Source organism: Brevibacillus sp. FSL K6-2834, from assembly GCF_038592925.1.
GTDB classification, from domain to species: Bacteria; Bacillota; Bacilli; order Brevibacillales; family Brevibacillaceae; genus Brevibacillus; species Brevibacillus borstelensis.
In genome coordinates, this window is sequence record NZ_CP151945.1 from 1,737,322 (window position 1) to 1,756,075 (window position 18,754).

16 protein-coding genes are annotated in these 18,754 nt (G+C 52.5%); 12 read left to right on the forward strand and 4 right to left on the reverse strand.

Going from position 1 to position 18,754, the window contains the following annotated elements; translation table 11 throughout:
- The first annotated feature begins 34 nt into the window (after positions 1–34).
- On the forward strand, positions 35–1,435 hold the full coding sequence (locus NST96_RS08615) for a hypothetical protein (protein WP_340701208.1): 1,401 nt from the start codon (positions 35–37) through the stop codon (positions 1,433–1,435).
- Between the two features lie 22 nt (positions 1,436–1,457).
- On the opposite strand, the gene NST96_RS08620 is transcribed toward NST96_RS08615, so the two are convergent.
- Positions 1,458–2,804 (reverse strand): TrkH family potassium uptake protein, encoded by a 1,347-nt coding sequence (locus NST96_RS08620; protein WP_003387806.1) that lies wholly within the window; start codon positions 2,802–2,804, stop codon positions 1,458–1,460.
- 110 nt (positions 2,805–2,914) lie between these two features.
- Positions 2,915–4,354, reverse strand: a complete 1,440-nt coding sequence (locus tag NST96_RS08625) for a PLP-dependent aminotransferase family protein (RefSeq protein WP_340701209.1) — start codon at positions 4,352–4,354, stop codon at positions 2,915–2,917.
- Positions 4,355–4,559: 205 nt separating this feature from the next.
- Here NST96_RS08625 and NST96_RS08630 point away from each other — a divergent pair, with 205 nt between their 5' ends.
- The 7 genes from NST96_RS08630 to NST96_RS08660 all read left to right on the forward strand — a co-directional run bounded on the left by NST96_RS08630 (position 4,560) and on the right by NST96_RS08660 (position 12,121).
- Positions 4,560–5,072 (forward strand): molybdenum cofactor biosynthesis protein B, encoded by a 513-nt coding sequence (locus NST96_RS08630; RefSeq protein ID WP_340701210.1) that lies wholly within the window; start codon positions 4,560–4,562, stop codon positions 5,070–5,072.
- A gap of 118 nt (positions 5,073–5,190) precedes the next feature.
- Positions 5,191–6,972 carry a B12-binding domain-containing radical SAM protein gene (locus tag NST96_RS08635; protein ID WP_122958119.1) on the forward strand — a complete coding sequence of 594 codons (1,782 nt, stop codon included), beginning with the start codon at positions 5,191–5,193 and terminating at the stop codon, positions 6,970–6,972.
- Between the two features lie 179 nt (positions 6,973–7,151).
- Positions 7,152–7,769: a DedA family protein gene (locus NST96_RS08640; RefSeq protein WP_003387800.1), complete on the forward strand. Its 618-nt coding sequence runs from the start codon at positions 7,152–7,154 to the stop codon at positions 7,767–7,769.
- Positions 7,770–7,771: 2 nt separating this feature from the next.
- Positions 7,772–8,158: a DUF1294 domain-containing protein gene (locus NST96_RS08645; RefSeq protein ID WP_024984397.1), complete on the forward strand. Its 387-nt coding sequence runs from the start codon at positions 7,772–7,774 to the stop codon at positions 8,156–8,158.
- A 117-nt stretch (positions 8,159–8,275) separates the two neighbouring features.
- Positions 8,276–9,808: a spore germination protein gene (locus NST96_RS08650; protein WP_251237563.1), complete on the forward strand. Its 1,533-nt coding sequence runs from the start codon at positions 8,276–8,278 to the stop codon at positions 9,806–9,808.
- Positions 9,805–10,968 (forward strand): endospore germination permease, encoded by a 1,164-nt coding sequence (locus tag NST96_RS08655; RefSeq protein ID WP_003387797.1) that lies wholly within the window; start codon positions 9,805–9,807, stop codon positions 10,966–10,968. Before NST96_RS08650 ends, NST96_RS08655 begins: the two co-directional genes overlap by 4 nt.
- Positions 10,961–12,121, forward strand: a complete 1,161-nt coding sequence (locus tag NST96_RS08660; protein WP_340701212.1) for a Ger(x)C family spore germination protein — start codon at positions 10,961–10,963, stop codon at positions 12,119–12,121. Before NST96_RS08655 ends, NST96_RS08660 begins: the two co-directional genes overlap by 8 nt.
- A gap of 42 nt (positions 12,122–12,163) precedes the next feature.
- Here NST96_RS08660 and sspI read toward each other — a convergent pair whose 3' ends face one another.
- Positions 12,164–12,400, reverse strand: a complete 237-nt coding sequence (gene sspI / locus NST96_RS08665) for a small acid-soluble spore protein SspI (RefSeq protein WP_003387795.1) — start codon at positions 12,398–12,400, stop codon at positions 12,164–12,166.
- 200 nt (positions 12,401–12,600) lie between these two features.
- On the opposite strand from sspI, the gene NST96_RS08670 reads away from it, so the two are divergent.
- Together NST96_RS08670 and rlmB are read left to right on the forward strand one after the other, a co-directional pair.
- Complete coding sequence (locus tag NST96_RS08670) at positions 12,601–13,254, forward strand: TrkA family potassium uptake protein (protein WP_003387794.1); 654 nt, start codon at positions 12,601–12,603, stop codon at positions 13,252–13,254.
- Positions 13,255–14,079, forward strand: coding sequence for a 23S rRNA (guanosine(2251)-2'-O)-methyltransferase RlmB (gene rlmB, locus NST96_RS08675; RefSeq protein WP_003387792.1), 825 nt, complete (start codon positions 13,255–13,257; stop codon positions 14,077–14,079).
- Here rlmB and NST96_RS08680 read toward each other — a convergent pair.
- Entirely contained in the window at positions 14,072–14,797 is a 726-nt protein-coding gene (locus NST96_RS08680) for a DUF2225 domain-containing protein (RefSeq protein ID WP_342406054.1), read from the reverse strand. The genes rlmB and NST96_RS08680 overlap by 8 nt on opposite strands.
- A gap of 449 nt (positions 14,798–15,246) precedes the next feature.
- On the opposite strand from NST96_RS08680, the gene pheS reads away from it, so the two are divergent.
- Positions 15,247–16,281 carry a phenylalanine--tRNA ligase subunit alpha gene (gene pheS, locus NST96_RS08685; RefSeq protein ID WP_003387789.1) on the forward strand — a complete coding sequence of 345 codons (1,035 nt, stop codon included), beginning with the start codon at positions 15,247–15,249 and terminating at the stop codon, positions 16,279–16,281.
- 20 nt (positions 16,282–16,301) lie between these two features.
- Positions 16,302–18,725, forward strand: coding sequence for a phenylalanine--tRNA ligase subunit beta (gene pheT / locus NST96_RS08690; RefSeq protein ID WP_342406056.1), 2,424 nt, complete (start codon positions 16,302–16,304; stop codon positions 18,723–18,725).
- The last annotated feature ends 29 nt before the right edge of the window (positions 18,726–18,754 follow it).

The window sequence follows — 18,754 nt, forward strand, 5'->3', positions numbered from 1 at the left end:
GGCCCAACAAAGCAGCATTAGAGGGGAGAACAGCGTGTCCTCGATCGGATTTCTGCTCAGTTTTCTTGCGGTCTTGATGTGTACAGTCGTTGCCGGTGTTGTGGCGAAGCGAGCTGTACGGCGCAGCAGCGATTTTAGCAATGCAGGGGGCTCCTTGTCAGCCGGGATGGTTGCCGGAGCCCTGGTAGGTGGATTCGTCGGCGGCACCTCTATCGTCGGAACGGGAGAGCTTGCCTTTCAGTACGGCTTGGCTTCGATCTGGTTTACGCTGGGCGGCGGGGTTGCGGTCATGCTGCTTGGGCTGTTTGCCAATCGCTTTATTCGGATGAGGGTGGAGACGCTGCCAGAGCTGGTCGGAGGGCAATACGGTCGCCGCTCGCAACTGGGAGCCAGCTTGTTTTTATCCTTGGGCATGTTTATCCAGGTGATCGCACAATTGCTGGCTGCCCTTCCGTTCGTCACTGTTTTCTGGAAAGGGCCGTTGGTTGTTATGGCGTTGATCCCGTCCTTTTTAATTTTTGCTTACGTGCTGGCTGGCGGTTTCATGGGAGCGAGCATCGTCGGGACGTTAAAAACAGCCATGCTTGTACTGCTGCTGGTCGGGACTGGCGCTTGGCTGTGGTGGCAAGTGAGCGGAGACAGCTACATCCGTTGGTGGGGCGAAGGGCGTTTCACTCTGACTGTGCCGGAAGCAGGCATAGGCTGGGCGCAGGGTGCAGCAATGATCGTCGGCATTTTTTCTACGCAGGCGTATCTTCAGCCCATTTTCGCGAGCCGCAGTGCCGCAGATGCCCGGACAGGCGCCGTGACAGCGGGAGTTGTCATCATTTTGATCGGTCTGGTGAGTGCATGGATCGGGATGTATATGCATGACACGCATCCGCAGCTTTCACCGCGCGAGGCCGTTCCCCAGTTCTTTCTGCTCCATTCCCCGATATGGCTGGCCGGTGGGGCATATGCCGTTATCCTGCTTTCTGTGGTGATGACAGGCGCCGCATTGACACTCAGCATCGCAACGATTCTCAATCGGGATGTCATCCAGAAATATACGGACCGCTTTCGCTCAGACAAAAAAAATCTGGCCCTCTCACGATTGTTGATCATCGTTGTAATTTTGATGGCTTACGCATTTGTCTGTCTGGATGAGCATGCACTCATTCTTCATTGGGCCTTCCTGGCGATGACGCTCAGAGGGGTCACGGTATTTTTCCCCGTGCTTTTCTTCCTGTTTCAGTTGACGCCGGTACATGAGCGCTATGGAGCAGTCGCGATTTGGGGCGCGCCGATTTTCGCACTGGTCTGGAGCTGGCTGCTGCTGCCTGTGACCGGTATCGATCCGCTCTATGTGAGTGGAGCGTGGAGCCTTGCCCTGTTGCTTGCCGGCTATTTATTGGCGCGAAAAACGACAACCCCGTCCATTCGGCCTCTGGGCTGAAGTGACGGGGCTGTTTTATTCGCTATCCAATCATGATTTTTCCTTTTGGATAGCGGTAGTATTCCTTTTGCTTTCGCTGGGCTAGTGCAAAGGCGATGGTAAGGGGGCCTAGCCTGCCTGCAAACATGGTCAGGATGATCAGGATCTTGCCGATCGGGGTCAGCAGCGGGGTAAGTCCCATCGAAAGCCCCGTTGTGGCAAATGCGGAGGTCACCTCGAACAGGATCATCAAAAATTCGGCACCCGCTTCGGTAATGGTGAGGATCATCGTTACGACGATGACGACAAGCATCCCGATGACGGTTACAGTCAGCGATTTATAGATGACATGGGGCAGCAATCTCTGGCGGAAAAAAATCACATCTTCCTTCCCTTTGATCTGGGCGATGACGGCTCCGATCAGGGTAGCGAAGGTCGTCGTCTTGATACCGCCTCCCGTAGACCCTGGAGAGGCCCCGATAAACATCAACAGGATGATGAGAAACAGGGAAGACTGCCGCATATCTCCGATGCTCAACGTGTTTGAGCCTGCCGTACGTGCCGTGACGGACTGATACAGGGAGCCGAGCACCTTCCCCAATGGCGAAAGCGGCTGAAGCGTCTTCGGATTGTTGTATTCCAGTATAAAAATCAGTCCGGTACCGATCAGGATCAGACAGGCAGTCGTGTACAAAACAACTTTTGTATGGAGCGACAATCGCTTTGTCTGACGGTATTCAAACACTTCGCTGACGACGATGAAGCCGATCCCGCCCAGAATGATCATGGCGCAGACGACCAACGTCACAACAGGGTCCGATACATAGCGTGTCAGGCTGGAGAAGTCGCCCATCAAGTCGAAGCCGGCGTTGTTAAAATTGGAGATGGCATGAAAAAAGCCGTAGTAAAAGGCTCTGCCGACCGGCATGTCAAAAGAAAAGCGCAGGGCCAGCAGCAATCCGCCGATAACCTCGGTGATAGCTGTAAAAATAATGATCAGCTTTGCCAGGCGCACAATCCCTTCAATCGAAACCTGGTTTAAGGATTCCTGCAGGAGAAGGCGCTCGCGCAAAGAAATTCGCTTGCGCATGATCAGAGCAAAAAAAGTGGCGATGGTCATGAAGCCGAGCCCGCCGACCTGGATCAAGCTCAAGATCACGAGCTGCCCGAACAAAGTAAATGTCGTGCCTGTATCCACGACGACCAATCCTGTTACGCATGTGGCGGACGTAGAGGTAAACAAGGCATCCAGCCAGGAAAGTCCCGCCCCGTCGATCGTCGCGACAGGCAGCGTGAGCAGAAAGGCACCAAGCAGAATGATAAGGGCAAAACCAAGGACAAGGGTTTTCGGGGGATCAAGGTGGAGCTTCTCTACAATTTTCCGTATCATTCGCGATCATCCTCGGTTCTCTCCGTTTGATTGGGCAAAAGGCTTTCGCTTAGTATGTCAGGAACCAATGTAAGTATAATAGACGAAGTGCAAGCGGTGAAGATGGATTTTTAACGAAGGAGCATGGCTCCCAGGCGCTGCAGCCAATACGTCAGCTCGCGCTTGTCCAGCGGAGCTAACGGAAAGCGAACGGCTGGCCGCCGGATGAGTCCCTCTGGTTCGTCGGGAAGGCGAAAGGACTTTCCTGCCGCAAGTTCAAGTCCCTCCTCGCGCAGGTGAGCAATTACCCGTTCTTCCTGTGCGGCAGCGTGCGGACTGGGCGTCCCCCACTCGATCCACGTATTGAGTCCGCCTTTTATCGGCAGCAGGCGGGCATGTGCCGGCAGTGCTTGCGGCTGTTCCTGAAGCAGGCATTGCCATCTGGCAAAAAAGAGAGAGCGTCTTTCCGCCAGATAAACTTCGGCAAACCACGGATCGTTCAGGAGGGAAACGGCCGCCTCCAAAATGAGCAAGGATGGCTCTGCACCTGTAAGGGAAACGAGCTGCCGCAAACGCTCACGCTCCTCCTCCGTAAGCTGGCTTGGAAGCACGAGCGCCCCTAGTTGAAGGTCGCGCCCAAGCGTTTTGGAAAAGGAATGAAGCGTATAGACGGGGACTGAGCGTCCTGTTTCCACTGCAAGCTGGTAAAGCGTGCGACTTGGTCTGCGAAACCACAAATCTCCGTGATGGTCGTTTTCCAAAAGCGTCACGCGATTTCTTTCCGCCCAGTCTAGCAAATACTCTTTTCGCTTGCGGGAATAGCTGATCCCGGTAGGAAAATGGTGATGCGGATTGATCAAAAGCCACCCGGGAGGAGCTGCTTTCGTGGCGGCCTCCAAAGCTTCTATATCGATGCCTTCCCTGTCCAGGGGGATCGCTTTTGCGGTGATGCCGCAGTGTTTCAGCATAGCGGAAAATACAGGGTAATGGTATTCTTCCACAAAGACGATATCTGTTTTCTGCATAAGCTGCTGAACAACGAAGGTAAATGCACTTGTACTGCGGTTAAACAATAGCAGACGCTCAGGTGCGGCAGGTATTCCCCGGCTGTTCAAATGTACGCAATAGGCGTCTGCAGCCTGTATTCTTCGGAGTTTCTTTTGCCCTGCCTGTTCAGTCAGCACGTTTACGCTATCCGCAAAGGAAGAGCGCAGTCGGCGCAGCAAGTCGTCGCCTGGCGGGGGTGTAGAATCAGCCAATGAGAAGAGCGGAATATCAGCGAGAGGGAGCCGGTCGCTGCGTCGCATTTCCCTGGCTTTTGCGGTGAGGAAATACCCCTTTCCGTGCAGGGCTTCTACCCATTCATGTTGGACCAGCAAATCGTACGCTTTTTTCACCGTTTCCAAAGAACAGCCGGTGATCGCCTTCATCTCGCGAAGCGAAATAAGCTGGTCTCCCTGGAGAAAGGCGCCGCGCAAGATGGCTGTTTGCAACTGTTCGAACAGTTGAACGTTAAGCGGTGTCTTGGAATGCTTGTGAAAGTGAAAGGAAAAGAAAGGGCGATTTGGCATGTGAGTACCCACCTCGATGAAAGCAATGTCAACCTTCTATCGCCTCATTATAAAACAATCCCGATCGAGCAGGGAGTGAAACATGTAATCGAACGGTATTGCACGTGACTGGATAGGCCTGCCATGAAAATGGTATCATGGCTTCAGATAAAAGACAGGGGCGGGACGGTTTTTCCTATGCCGTTTCCAGAGAGGATGAAATCATATGAGCACGAAGGAGCATAAGGCAAATGCCCCGAAGCAAGTGGGCTGCATGGTGATTACCGTTTCAGATACAAGGACCGAAGAGACGGACAAGAGCGGCCAACTGATGATGGAGCTGTTGCGGGAGGCTGGTCATCTTACTTTGCAATATCGCATCGTAAAGGACGAGCCTGCACAGGTGATCGCAGCCATCGAAGAGGGAGTGGCCGATCCGGCGGTTCAAGCGATTTTGCTAAATGGCGGGACAGGCATCTCTCCTCGGGACAATACATTTGAAGCCGTTTCGGGTCTTTTGGATAAGGAGATTCCAGGATTCGGCGAGTTGTTCCGCATGTTGAGCTACACGGAGGATATCGGCTCGGCTGCCATTCTCAGCAGAGCGGTCGCTGGCGTCAAACAGGGGAAGGCCATTTTTTCTACGCCAGGTTCTACAGGAGCAGTCCGCTTGGCGATGAATCGTTTGATCGTGCCGGAGCTTGGACATGTCATCCGGGAGCTGACCAAAAAAGGGTAGGACCAGTATCTGCATTTGCTGCCGGGCATGGCTTGTGATACTGTTACAGAAGGCAAAAAGTGCCTGTCCCCTGTGCGAAAGACAGGGGGAGATTTGTCCAAGAGGAGTACACGTACAGATGAAAATTTTATTGTCTACACTTAACGCCAAGTTCATACACTCTTCACTGGCCTTGCGTTATTTGCGCAGCTATACAAAGCCGACATTTCCCGATATTGAATTGGCCGAATACACGATAAACGATGTAACCCTGAATGTCGTCGGTGACATCTACAAGCGGCAGCCGGATATTGCCGCTTTTTCCTGTTACATCTGGAATATACGCGAGACGATCGACGTGATCGCCAACTTGAAGAAAATCCGTCCCGACCTGCCCGTCATCGTCGGAGGTCCGGAAGTGAGCTATGATGCCGACCACTGGCTCAAGCAGCATCCGGAATTCGACGTGATCGTGCTGGGAGAAGGCGAGCAGACGTTTCTTGAATTGATGCAAGCCTATGATGAATCGTTTCGTACAGGAGAGCCTCCTCGCTTAAAGGACGTCGCGGGCATCGCCTATCGCGACGGAGAGCACGTCAGGTTTAGCGCTCCGCGTGCACAAATTGAGAACTTGGATTCCATCCCTTCCCCATTTGAAGAGGATCTGGACGAGCTGAACAATCGGGTCGTTTATTTCGAAGCGTCGCGCGGCTGTCCGTTCAAGTGCCAGTACTGCCTGTCCTCCATTGAAGACGGGGTCCGCTATTTTGGCCTTGAGCGAGTGAAGGCTGATTTATTGAGGCTTATTTCCCACGGGGTCAAAACGATTAAATTCGTCGACCGGACGTTTAACATCAACAAGAAGTACGCATTGGAGATCTTTCAGTTCCTGATTGACAATCACAATGGAACCGTGTTTCAGTTCGAGATCACGGCCGACATTCTGCGTGCCGACGTTCTCGACTTCCTGATTGAAAATGCGCCTCCGGGAATTTTCCGGTTTGAAATCGGCGTCCAGTCGACCAATGACGAGACAAACCGCCTCGTACAGCGGATTCAACGCTTTGATCGCCTGGCCAATACCGTTACCAAAATCAAGAATTCCAAAAAAATTGACCAGCATCTTGATTTGATTGCAGGACTCCCCGAAGAGGACTACGATTCGTTTCGCAAGACGTTCAACGATGTGTTCGCGCTTCGGCCGGAAGAGCTTCAGCTCGGTTTTCTGAAGATGCTGCGCGGTACTGGCGTCAGAGCGCGGGCAGCCAATCACGGCTATATTTACATGGACCAGGCACCGTACGAAATTCTCGGGAACAATGTACTCTCTTTTGGCGATATGCAGCGGATCAAGCGGGCAGAGGATATTCTGGAGAAGTACTGGAATGCGCATCGTATGGACAACACGCTGGAATGGCTTGTGACCCGCACCTTTGCCACACCTTTTGATTTCTTTCAGGAGTTTGGAGATTTTTGGGAAGAAAAAGGGTGGAGCCGGATCGGTCATCAGTTGGAGGATTTGTTTCTCCGTTTGCGCCTGTTTCTGGAGAATCGCGGGACAGAGCAGATGCAGCACATTCTCAGCCTGATGAAATACGATTACCTGCGGAATCAAAAGCATCGCCCGCGAAAGCTCTGGTGGGATGACGTACTGGAAAAATCGGACCTGCAAGCGCTCTATCAGGTCGTCGCGGAAAAACGCGAGCAGCTGCGCGAAGATTTCGCCCGACATACCGCAACGGAGAAGGAGTATTTCAAGCACACCCTGCCTGCTCTTGTTTCCTTCGACATTGGGAAATGGGAGGAATCTGGTGAGCTTGTAGAAGGTTCGCATGTATTGGTTGTGTATTATCCCTATCAGGAAGGTCAGGATAATTCCTATACGGTGGTCAAGCAAGACGAGCTTTTGTCCATTCGGTAGATCATTTCTTGTTCAATAAATGATTTGTATTGATAAAAGCCTTGTTTAGATTGCAAAATAGTACAAGTAACTTTTGGGGCTGTGCATCCGTATAGGTAAAAGGGATATGAAATTGGAAATAGCGCCGACGGCCTAAACGAAACAGAGCCAAGCGGCGAGGATAGGGGATTTTTTGCGCCATGGAAATCAACCTGTTGATGTCGATAATCGAGCAATACGGCTATATTGCCATCTTCTTTTTGCTCTGGCTGGGGATCGTCGGATTGCCCATTCCAGACGAATTGGTGGTGGCCACGGGGGGATTTCTGGCTTCAATTAAACTGCTGGACCCGGTCTACGCCTTTTTGGCAGGCTATATCGGAGTAGCTTCGGGATTGACGATCGGATTTCTGCTCGGAAAATTCTTTGGCAAACCGATCCTGAAGTGGTTGTCCAAAACGGAAAAGATGAGGCATACGGTCCAGCGATCTACTGCTTTGCTGGAGAAGTACGGCACGCTGGCTCTTTGCTTCAGCTATTTGTTTCCTGTGGTTCGGCACGTGGTTCCGTATATCGTCGCAATGAGCGGAATGACCTTCCGACGCTATGCGATTTTGTCGTACCCGATCGGCTTATTATGGACGGCTGCGTTTTATGCGATTGGATACATTTTTGGACGCAATGTAGAAGGGATCATCACATTAATCCGCTCCTACGGTTTATATGGCCTTCTGGTGCTGGCGGTTCTGTTTGCTGCAGGTCTTCTCATTCGCCGGTTCATTGTTGCCAATCGCGCTTTTCGGGCAAAAGGAGAATAAAGATGAACAACCAGCATCATTTGGAAACGTATAAAAGGGTTCGCAATGCTCTGCTGGCGTGTACCTGGCTCATGATCGGGTACGGCTGGTGGAGCCAGCAGCTGCTCTGGCTGCTTGCGGGCATCATTCTTGTCAATGTGTACGCCTTCATGGTGACGGCAAACGACAAGCGCTGCGCCAAGCAGGGAAGGCTTCGCATACCCGAATCCGGGCTCCTGCTCGTCGCTGCATTGGGAGGGGCAGCAGGGACCTGGGCGGGTATGCTCTTTTTCCGCCACAAGACCAAGCACCTCTCTTTTACGATCCCTGTTCCGGTTTTTTTCATCATTCAGATGTATCTGCTTTTTCTAGCGATTCGCTATATCCTGAAATGGTCCGCCTTGTCGTAAAGGCGGTTTTTTTTGTTGTTCAACGGACGTTTTACCTGTTCCATCAGAATGAAAAGGAGAGTGTTCTATCCATTTTTGGGCACACTAACCACATCTGACGGTACAGGGGGGAGAGCGTTGAGCCAGTTTTGGAAAGCGTGGGAAAAGCGAAAAGCAAGTTTGCGGAATGCTGCCCTTACCCAACATGCCAACAAAAGCATGGAAAGCGTCCCTGATACGATCCTCTCCTCCAGTCTGGAAGAAAACCTCGCCCTGCTGGAGAAACAGCTCGGCAAAAGCGATGACTTGGTGGTACGGAGGTTTACTGTGAAAAACGGCACAGAGGCCGCTCTGCTATTCATAGATGGCATGGTGGACCGAGGTGTGGTCAGTGAGTATATCATACGGTTTATGGCTTCCACGAGTGTCACCTACGAAAAACCGGCTGTCAATGAGCTGGAATCTACAGACCGACTGCGGCAGGCGATTCGCAACATCCTATTTGGAAATGCCGTGCTTGTTCTGGATGGACAGAACAAGGTGTTTTTAAACAACACCAGGGGATGGGATCGACGTGGGGTGGAAGAGCCCAAAACGGAGTCTGTCGTACGTGGGCCGCGCGACGGCTTTGCAGAGACGCTTTGCGTTAATTCAGCGCTAATCCGGTCGCGGCTAAAAGACCCCAACCTGCGGCTCAAGCATTTTGTAGTAGGCCAACGGACACAGACGGATATTTACGTTACTTATATCGAGGGGATCGCTCATCAGCCCATCGTTCAGGAAATTTGCCGAAGGGTTGAAAACATCAACATCGACGCCATATTAGAGAGCGGTTATATCGAGCAGTTGATCCAGGACACCCGCTGGTCTCCTTTCCCGCAGATACAGAACACGGAAAGGCCGGACAAGGTGGTCGCCAACCTGCTGGAAGGAAAGGTGGCGATTCTGGTTGATGGCACTCCGTTTGCCCTAATCGCACCGGCTGTCTTCTCGCAGTTCTATCAGAGCCCGGAAGATTACTATGAACGCTTTTATATCGCAACCTTTATCAGGATGATTCGGGGAGTCAGCATGATTATCGCGCTGCTTATGCCGTCTCTTTACATCGCGTTCAGCTCGTTTCATCCGGAAATGATCCCTTCCCGGCTTGTTATAGCCATGGCTGCCGGACGCTCAACTGTGCCTTTTCCGTCTGTGATGGAGGCATTAATTATGGAGACGGCGATTGAGATTTTGCGGGAAGCAAGCGTACGTCTGCCTGGCCCCATTGGACCTACCATCGGAATCGTTGGAGCGCTTGTCGTCGGTGAAGCCGCCGTTTCGGCCGGCCTCGTCAGTCCGATCATGGTCATCATCGTCGCGCTGACCACGATCGGTTCCTTTGCAACCCCCAGCTATAGTGCCGCTATCGCCATTCGGATGCTGCGATTCCCGTTGATGCTATTGGCGGGGATGTTTGGCTTGTACGGGATTATGCTGTTTATCATCATTATCCTGATCCATCTTTCGTCCCTGAAGTCGTTTGGCGTGCCTTACTTGACACCGATCAGCCCGATTAATTTGGTCGCGATGAGGGACATGGTCATTCGCATGCCATTCAGGTGGCTGACAAGGCGCCCCACCATGTTCCATCCTCAGGACGAGATCCGCAAGGGGGGAGAGAAGTCATGAGCCAGCTTGGGAAAGATCCGCAGCACAATACGTTTTCCCTGTGGCAGATGACTTCGCTCATTACCAGCACGCTGATTGGCGTAGGTGTTCTGACATTGCCGAGAACAACCACTGAAAAGATGTTTGAAGCGGGCTGGATGGCTCCGATTTTGGGGTCGGTTCTGACGTTTTTTGCGATTTGGTTGATCGCGGTTTTAAGCAGACGTTTCCCTGGACTGACATTTATCCAGTACAGTCGGATTGTGTGGGGGGGACATGAGCAATCCCGTTTGGGGTTTTGGCTCAGCCTGCCATGGATTATGATGTTTCTCATTGCTCTCTTCGTGACCACGGCCATAACATCCCGTATTTTTGGTGAGGTGGTCGTTACAGCTGTATTGATGGATACGCCACTGGAGGTCATTATTGTCTCGATGTTCGTGTTGGCTGTGATTCTCTGCTTGCACGAGATCGATACCCTTGCCCGGGTCAATGAAATCCTGTTTCCGCTCATTTTGTTCCCGATTCTGTTTATTGCGCTTGCGTCCTTTCAAAAAGCGGAATGGAACAACATACTCCCACTGATCAGGGTGCCTTGGGAGACCATTATCACGGGGGCGTTTGAGACCAATTTTTCATTTCAAGGTTACGAGATCATGCTGATCTTTTTCGCTTTTGCACACGAAAATACGGGAAAAGTCAAAGCAGGGTTCTACGGTATCGGGATCTCTGTTTTTGTATACACATTGATCGTCCTCGCGGGGATCGTCGTTTTTGGCCATGAGGAATTGCAAAGGGTAACCTGGCCGACCTTGGAGCTCGTCAAGTCGACGCAAGTGCCCGGATTGATATTGGAACGGCTGGAATCGGCTTTTCTCGCTGTCTGGGTAGCGGCTGTTTTTACAACCGTAGCTAATGGATACTATGCAGTAATCTACGGCTTGCGCCAGCTTCTGAAGAAGGGAATGCTTTTCCAGCGGATTGCATCTATTGTTTTGATCTTTCCCCTTTTTTTCGTTGCGATTGGACCGCAGAACATCGTGGAGCTCTTTAAGATGACCTCTTTAATCGGATATACAACCGTCTGGATCAGCGTCGTCTCACCTTTGATCCACTGGCTGATCATGCTCTATCGCGACCGGGGAAGAAAAAGGGAAAAGGGAAGTGATGCGCATGGGTAAAGCCTGGGCTTCCCTATGCTGTTTATTACTCTTTATGACGCTTTTGACAGGCTGCTGGGATCGGCGCGAACTGGAGGAGAGAACATCCGTTATCGCGCTTGGCATCGACTTGGTCGAGGGCAGGCAGAACTTATATAAATTGACTGTACAAATTCCGATTCCGATCAAAATTGCCGGCAGCAGCGGGCAGGGAGGGGGAGGAAACAAGGACGCGGTAAAAATTATGAGTGTTACCGGGAAAACCGTAATTGATGCCGTCAACAATCTTCAGCAGCGTCTGAATCAGCGGATTTTCCTCGGGCATACGCGTGTGCTCGCTATCAGTGAAGACGTGGCCAGAAGAGGAATGGATGACATCATTGACAGCTTTCGGCGGGACCCTCAAATACGACGTCTGATGTGGCCTGTCGTCGTTCAAGGGAGAGCAGCCGATTTGCTGGAGATGAAACCCGGCTTGATCCAGATTCCCGTCGTGTTTTTAATGGATCTCATCGAAAATGGAACGAAAATGGGCACGATCCCTGACCAAACGATGGGCGAATACTTGATTCAGACGTCCAATGAGACCTTGCAGCCGATGCTAAACTATGTGCAGGCCTATAAGGATGACGTCAAATGGAAAGGGGTAGCTGTTTTTCGGGATCAAAAAATGGTCGGCTCGCTCAATGATATCCATACGTGGGCACTTTTGCAGCTGAGAGATGAGAAAAGGGGAGGAGATGTCATCGTACCGCTCCCGGGTAAGGGAGGAGGGTACATCTCCTTTCGTCCTCACTTCGTCAGAACGAAATTGGAAATGAAAGGATCGCATGCGACGGGACAGGATAACCATAGCGGACATGGCGTTGCGTACTTATGCGAGATACAGGGGGACATTATCGAAATGACCAAAAACGTTGAAGGGTCGCCGGAAGAGGTGATCGTGATGCTGCAGAAACTCATCAAAAAAGAAATGGAAAAACGGGCCAGGAAAATGCTTGATATCCTGCAGAAGCAGTACAACAGCGACATCCTCAAACTCGGTCTCGCCATGCGCGGCCATCATTATGCGGATTACTGGAGAAAGCATGACTGGTTCAAAGACTTCAAGCAATTCCCGATTGAGGTGAAATACACGATAAAGCTGCGGCGACTTGGCATGGAAATGCACTAAGTGAAAAGGGAGAGACCACGAAGTCCCTCCCTCTCTTCTCGATTAAATCGGACGGTCAGCCTGTTTCGGCAGATGCTCGGCAATCGTTTGCACCATTTCCTGACGGCTCGAGGCATCGCTGTTTTGCCACAGCACTTCGAACAACACGCCCAATCCCGGAAGCGTTTTTTCCTGACCGGTGGAAATGGCGTCACTGATGGTATCTTCGACGGCATTTGCGTCAGAGCCCTGCATTTTGTACATAATCGCCTGACGAAGGTTCAGAGAAGCGATGTTCATGACGGACGGACACCCCCTTTTTCGATATGGGTTGCCCCCCTAGTATTCGTCTTTCCAGGTAAGCTCATACCTGCTTTTGTAGCAGGGTAAATCCTTGTGTTATAATGCTTGGTATTCAACTATCCGAGGATGTCTTCTGCCAATGATGGGATGGGCTTTTTAACCCAACAGCAGGCAGGAATGAAGAAGGAGTGGAAGGAATGTCCAAGCAGTTCGCTATCATTGGCATGGGCAGGTTTGGATCCAGTGTAGCCCGCACCTTGTATGAAATGGAATACGAAGTGATGGGGATCGACGAGGATGAAGAGCGAATCAATGAAAATATTCAGTACGTGACCCATGCGGTTGCAGCCGATTCTACAGACGAGAGAGCGCTTCGCGAGATTGGCATCCGCAATTTTGATGTCGTCGTCGTCTCGATCGGAGCCGATATTCAGGCCAGCATCTTGACCGTGCTGATTCTAAAGGAAATGGGCGTCAAAAAGATCGTCGCCAAAGCGCAAAATGAAAGGCACGGACAGGTGCTCTACAAGGTAGGCGCGGATCGGGTCGTCTTCCCGGAGCGTGATATGGGGGTGCGAGTCGCACACAATCTGATCTCGGCCAATGTTCTTGATTTCATCGAGCTGGCTGAGGATTACAGCGTGGCGGAGGTCGTAGTGTCCTCGAAAATGGTGGGGAAAACCTTGCGCCAGCTGGACATCCGGGCACGCTATGAGGTAAACGTCATCGCAATTAAAAGCGGTGACAAGTTCAATATCGCCCCGAGTCCGGACGAGGTGATCCAGTTTGGCGACGTCCTCGTCGTGATCGGAAACAACAAGCATCTAAAAACATTTGAGGAGCAAGACTAAATGCGTCATGAAGTGATTTCGTCCGTACAAAATCCACTGGTCAAGCGATTGCACCAGCTCTTGAACCGGAAAGGGCGCGAGGAGCAGAACCGTTTTCTGGTGGAAGGCGCCCATCTCGTAGAAGAGGCGCTAAACAGCGGAGCACAGGTGGTTACCGTTCTCTACGATGAGAGTCGAGGGATTGATCCGGCTTGCCTGCGGGCGTTAGACGAGCGGGGGACAGACGTACAGGTGATCGCTGTGTCTTCTGCGGTTCTTGGCAAGTTGACAGAGACAAAATCTCCGCAGGGAATTGTCGCTGAGGTGAAAATAGATTCGGAAAACTGGGCAGAATGGATAGAAAGAGCATCGGAGCGGGATTACCTGCTGCTTGTTCTCGATGAAATCCAGGACCCGGGAAATCTCGGGACGATTCTGCGCACAGCCGAAGCCGCAGGGGTGGATGGCGTCGTTCTGGGCGAGGGTAGCGTCGATCTGTACAACGGAAAAGTCGTTCGTGCTACGATGGGAGCCCTGTTCCGCCTGCCCGTTTTTCTGCGTTCCCTGCCCGAGGCAATTCAGACTTTACAACAGCAGGGGGCCAACGTACTCGTCTCCTCGCTAAAAGAAAACAGCCTCGCCTATGACGAGGCTGATTATCGCGGAAAAGCGGTAATCGTGATCGGGAATGAAGGGCGGGGAGTTTCCGAGCAGGTGGCTCGTCTTGCTGACGGCTATGTACACATTCCTTTGTACGGACGGGCTGAATCGCTCAATGCGGCTGTTGCAGCCGGCATACTGGTGTACGAGGCCCAACGGAAGAGAATCGGTCAGGCCGTCAACTGATCTTCGCCGCTTGCTTTTGCTTTTTTGCTTTGTAATCTTCCCGAGCCTGTGCCCATTGGTCTTGGGCCATGCTGAGTATGCCCGTTTCAATCGTGCGATTTCTGTATTCCAGCGTACGCGAGAAATACTGGATCGCTTCGTCATACTGCTCAACGCGTCGCTTTAATTCGCCGATCAGGTACAGGACGCGAACTTCCGACATCTCTTTTTCGCCTTGTGTATAATCAGAATGGATGAAAGATTGCTCGTATTCATTTGCGGCGATGTGGAGGAAACGTTTTTCTTCCGCCTGGTTTTCCTGGAAACGGCAGAGCCAGGCCAGACGCAAATAAAGGCCAGCTTTGACGGAATGCACCTGATCGGTCAGCTCGGCTGCGTAAATCGCCAGTTTGTAAGCGGCCAATGCTGCTTCCAGACTGCGGATCCCCCCAAATTCCTTGGGCGTCCATTTTGCGGAAATCAGCTCGCCCACCAATTTTTTTTGCGAGGGAGTCAGGTGCTGCTTGAATTGGTCGCTAAAGGCAAGACCGCAGGACGGGCAGACATTGACCCTATAGAGGATCGGGTTCAGCGATTGCTCCTTGAAGTATGTACAAAAATCACTGTCGCGCTTCAACATGGAAAGAGAGCCGCTGCGGACTCGTTTTGATGTAAAGGTGGATTGGCAATGCAGGCAAGCTATTTTCTTGTCATAGAGAGCGGACACCTGGTCGATCATGTCTGAAGTCCCCTTCCCAAAGAGGGTATTTCGTAGGAGCCGGGCCGAATCATCATGCAACATTTGTATAATTGAAAGTTAGCTTAGGTTGCGCTATAATTTTCCTACAACTGCATTATAACGCAAAGCGATGACAGAGACTAGTACGCAGGACCTATAGTTTTTCAGGGAGGAGATGCCGTTGACTGAAAGCATCCCACACTATAGCTGCCGAATTCACTCTCGAGCTGGCCCCTGAACAGTATTTTAGGAACAAAGTAGGGGGTAACCGGGGCAACCCGTTATCATGAACGAGTGAAGCAAAGCCGTATGGAGGGCTGGAGGACCAGGATCGTGTCTCCGCAGCCGTATGGCTCTGTTTAACAAGGGTGGTACCGCGAGTAATGACTCGTCCCTTTTTGGGGCGGGTCTTTCTTTTTTTACCAAAATCAGTAAAGGAGCGATATGACGTGCAAACGCGGTTACAGGAAATGAAACAGTCTGCCCTGGCCCAGATCAGCCAGGTCGCGGATGGGGCGCAGCTACAAGAGCTGCGTGTAAAGTATCTTGGCAAAAAGGGGGAGCTGACAGAGCTCCTGAGAGGAATGGGAAGCCTGAGCCCGGAAGAGCGTCCTGTCGTAGGCCAATTGGTCAATGAGGTTCGCAGTGCATTGGAGGAAGCCTTTGCCGGCAAACAGGCAGCGCTGGAAGAGGCGCAGCTCGCAGCCAAGCTCGCCTCCCAGTCGGTGGACGTTACTCTGCCGGGACGCCCGATCCCGGCAGGTACAATGCATCCGCTCTCCCGCATCATCGAGGAGATCGAGGACATTTTCATCGGCCTTGGCTTTGACATTGCCGAGGGGCCGGAAGTAGAGCTGGATCACTTCAACTTCGAGATGCTCAATCTGCCCAAGGACCACCCGGCTCGCGACATGCAGGACTCGTTTTACGTGACGGAAGAGATTTTGATGCGGACTCATACATCGCCTGTACAGGCTCGCACGATGCTGAAAAAAGAGGGGAAAACACCCGTCAAGATTATTTGCCCGGGTAAAGTGTACCGCCGCGATGACGATGATGCGACCCACTCCCATCAATTCACGCAAATTGAAGGGCTCGTAGTCGACAAGGGAATCCGGATGAGCGATTTGAAAGGAACGCTGCTCACGTTTGCCCGTCAGATGTTCGGACCGAATCAGCAGGTCCGTCTGCGTCCCAGCTTCTTCCCGTTTACCGAGCCGAGCGCGGAAGTCGACCTGCAATGCTTCAAGTGCGGTGGAGAAGGCTGCCGCGTTTGCAAACAAACAGGCTGGATCGAAATTCTCGGCTCCGGCATGGTGCACCCGCGTGTTCTGGAGATGGCCGGCTATGATCCGCAGGAAGTCAGCGGATTCGCCTTTGGGATGGGTGTTGAGCGGATCGCCATGCTGAAATACGGCGTCGAAGACATTCGCCATTTCTATACAAATGACGTACGTTTCTTGAAACAATTTAACCGGTCCTAGAAAGGAGAGTCGAAAGAGTCATGAAGGTATCTTATCAGTGGTTATCGGAATACGTCGATCTGCATGACATCACACCTTACGAGCTGGCGGAGAAATTGACCCGCAGCGGAATCGAAGTGGATGCGGTCGAACCGTGCAATGCGGGAGTTTCCCAAGTTGTAGTCGGCTATGTAAAGGAAAAGAGCAAGCATCCGGATGCTGACCGGTTGAATGTATGCATCGTGGATGCAGGGCAGGGAGAGGATCTGCAGATCGTGTGCGGAGCTCCCAACGTCGCTCAGGGACAAAAGGTTCCCGTCGCTCTGATTGGAGCCAAGCTGCCTGGAGACCTGCATATCAAGCGCTCCAAGCTGCGCGGCGTAGAATCGCAGGGAATGATTTGCTCGGCGAAAGAATTGGGCCTCAATGACAAGCTGCTTGCCAAAGACCAGCAGGAAGGCATCATGGTTCTGCCTGAGGATGCAGAAGTAGGCATGGACGCCGTTTCCTATTTGGGCATGGACGATTACGTGCTGGAGCTGGGCTTGACGCCAAACCGCTCCGACTGTCTGAGCATGCTCGGTGTCGCCTATGAGGTGGCCGCCATTCTCGGCCGCGAAGTGATTCTTCCGGAGATTGCAGTCGTCGAAAATGGCGAAGACAATCCGGTTACAGTGGAGATTGAAGCAGAGGACGAGTGCTATCGTTACGTAGGACGCCATTTTACGAATGCCGTGATCAAAAGCTCTCCGCAATGGATGAAAAACCGTTTGATGGCAGCAGGTATCCGTCCGATCAACAACGTCGTGGACGTCACCAACTACGTTATGCTGGAGTACGGACAGCCGTTGCACGCATTTGACGCGGCGATGGTAAAAGACCGCTCCATCGTGGTCCGTCTCGCGGAAGAGGGTGAAAAACTGGTAACGCTGGACGATCAGGAGCGCGAGCTGGATAGTCAAACGCTGTTGATTGCCGATCGCGAAAAAGGACTGGCTATCGCAGGTGTCATGGGTGGAGCCAACTCTGAAATTACACCGGAAACCAAGGAAATTATCCTGGAGGCTGCCTGGTTCACGCCGCAGACAGTCCGCCGTACATCTCGCAAGCTGGGAATGCGGACAGAGGGCTGTGTCCGCTGGGAAAAGGGCGTCGACCAAGCGCGCGTGCAGGAGGCTGGAGAACGTGCAGCGTACCTCATCCAGCAGCTTTCCGGCGCTACGGTTTCCAAGGGCCAGGCTACAGCGACGGTCCGCGAGCCGAAGGCGGCCGTCGTATCGGTCACCTTGAGCAAAATCAATCAGCATCTGGGAACCGCTCTGTCCGCAGCGGATGTTACGCCAATCTTTGACCGCCTCCAGTTCCCTTATGAACAAAACGGCGAAGAATGGGCCGTTACCGTTCCGACGAGACGGGGGGATATCACGCTGCCGGAGGATCTGGTGGAGGAAGTAGCCCGCCTTTACGGGTATGACAACATTCCGACCACCCTTCCAGAAGGGATGACCACACAGGGTCAGTTGACATATGAGCAAAAAATTCGCCGGACGATCCGCCGTCATTTGATCGGAGCAGGCTTGAACGAAGCGATTTCATATGCGCTTCTCCACCCGGAAAAGGCAGAAGAGGTCGCCGGACTGCATGAGATCGCTGCCAAGCCGATCCCGCTTGCGATGCCGATGAGCGAAGAGCACAGTGTGCTTCGCATCAGCCTGATTCCAAGCCTGTTGCAGACCGTCTCCTACAACAAGAACAGACAGAATCACAATGTCTCCATTTTTGAGCTGGGACGCGTGTTCCTGAGCACGGAGGAAAAGCTGACACAGCTTCCGGAAGAGCGCCTTTACCTGGCCGGGGCACTCACTGGCCAATGGCTGCCGACGAACTGGATGGGACAGACGCAAGCGGTTGATTTTTACCTGCTGAAAGGTTTGGTGGAATCGCTGTTCGCAAGTCTTGGTATCACCGGCGTGGAATACCGCGCCCAAGCGAATCTGGCCGGGATGCATCCGGGCCGCACGGCAGAGGCATGGGTAGCTGACCGCCGTCTCGGATACTTCGGGCAGGTCCATCCTGCTACGGAAAAAGCGCATGATCTGGCTGAAACGTACGTCTTCCAGTTTGATGTGGAAGAGCTGACGAAGGCGGCTGCACCTGTGGGCCATTACAACCAGCTTCCGAAATACCCTGCTATTACGAGGGATCTGGCGCTGGTTGTCAACCGCGATCTGCCCGCGCATGCGCTGGAGTCCGTCATCCGCAAAGCCGCCGGAGACTTGCTGGAATCGCTGACGCTGTTTGATGTGTATACAGGTGAACGTATCGCAACCGACAAAAAGAGCATGGCCTTCTCCCTCGTATTCCGTCACTCTGACCGGACACTGCAGGACGAAGAGGTCCAGCAGGTGACGCAAGCCGTCGTCGAAGCGTTGCGGACAGAGACGGGTGCTGAGCTGCGGATGTAAGGAGAACTTGACGAAACCTGACATTTTCA

Bases quoted from the DNA above. Each gene is read 5' to 3' on its own strand.
- NST96_RS08640 (WP_003387800.1), top strand. From the start codon at position 7,152: ATGGAAATCAACCTGTTGATGTCGATAATCGAGCAATACGGCTATATT.
- rlmB (WP_003387792.1), top strand. From the start codon at position 13,255: ATGCGTCATGAAGTGATTTCGTCCGTACAAAATCCACTGGTCAAGCGA.
- NST96_RS08660 (WP_340701212.1), top strand. From the start codon at position 10,961: ATGGGTAAAGCCTGGGCTTCCCTATGCTGTTTATTACTCTTTATGACG.
- NST96_RS08635 (WP_122958119.1), top strand. From the start codon at position 5,191: ATGAAAATTTTATTGTCTACACTTAACGCCAAGTTCATACACTCTTCA.
- sspI (WP_003387795.1), bottom strand. From the start codon at position 12,400: ATGAACATCGCTTCTCTGAACCTTCGTCAGGCGATTATGTACAAAATG.
- NST96_RS08655 (WP_003387797.1), top strand. From the start codon at position 9,805: ATGAGCCAGCTTGGGAAAGATCCGCAGCACAATACGTTTTCCCTGTGG.
- pheT (WP_342406056.1), top strand. From the start codon at position 16,302: ATGAAGGTATCTTATCAGTGGTTATCGGAATACGTCGATCTGCATGAC.
- NST96_RS08680 (WP_342406054.1), bottom strand. From the start codon at position 14,797: ATGATCGACCAGGTGTCCGCTCTCTATGACAAGAAAATAGCTTGCCTG.
- NST96_RS08630 (WP_340701210.1), top strand. From the start codon at position 4,560: ATGAGCACGAAGGAGCATAAGGCAAATGCCCCGAAGCAAGTGGGCTGC.
- NST96_RS08670 (WP_003387794.1), top strand. From the start codon at position 12,601: ATGTCCAAGCAGTTCGCTATCATTGGCATGGGCAGGTTTGGATCCAGT.
- NST96_RS08645 (WP_024984397.1), top strand. From the start codon at position 7,772: ATGAACAACCAGCATCATTTGGAAACGTATAAAAGGGTTCGCAATGCT.
- NST96_RS08625 (WP_340701209.1), bottom strand. From the start codon at position 4,354: ATGCCAAATCGCCCTTTCTTTTCCTTTCACTTTCACAAGCATTCCAAG.
- NST96_RS08620 (WP_003387806.1), bottom strand. From the start codon at position 2,804: ATGATACGGAAAATTGTAGAGAAGCTCCACCTTGATCCCCCGAAAACC.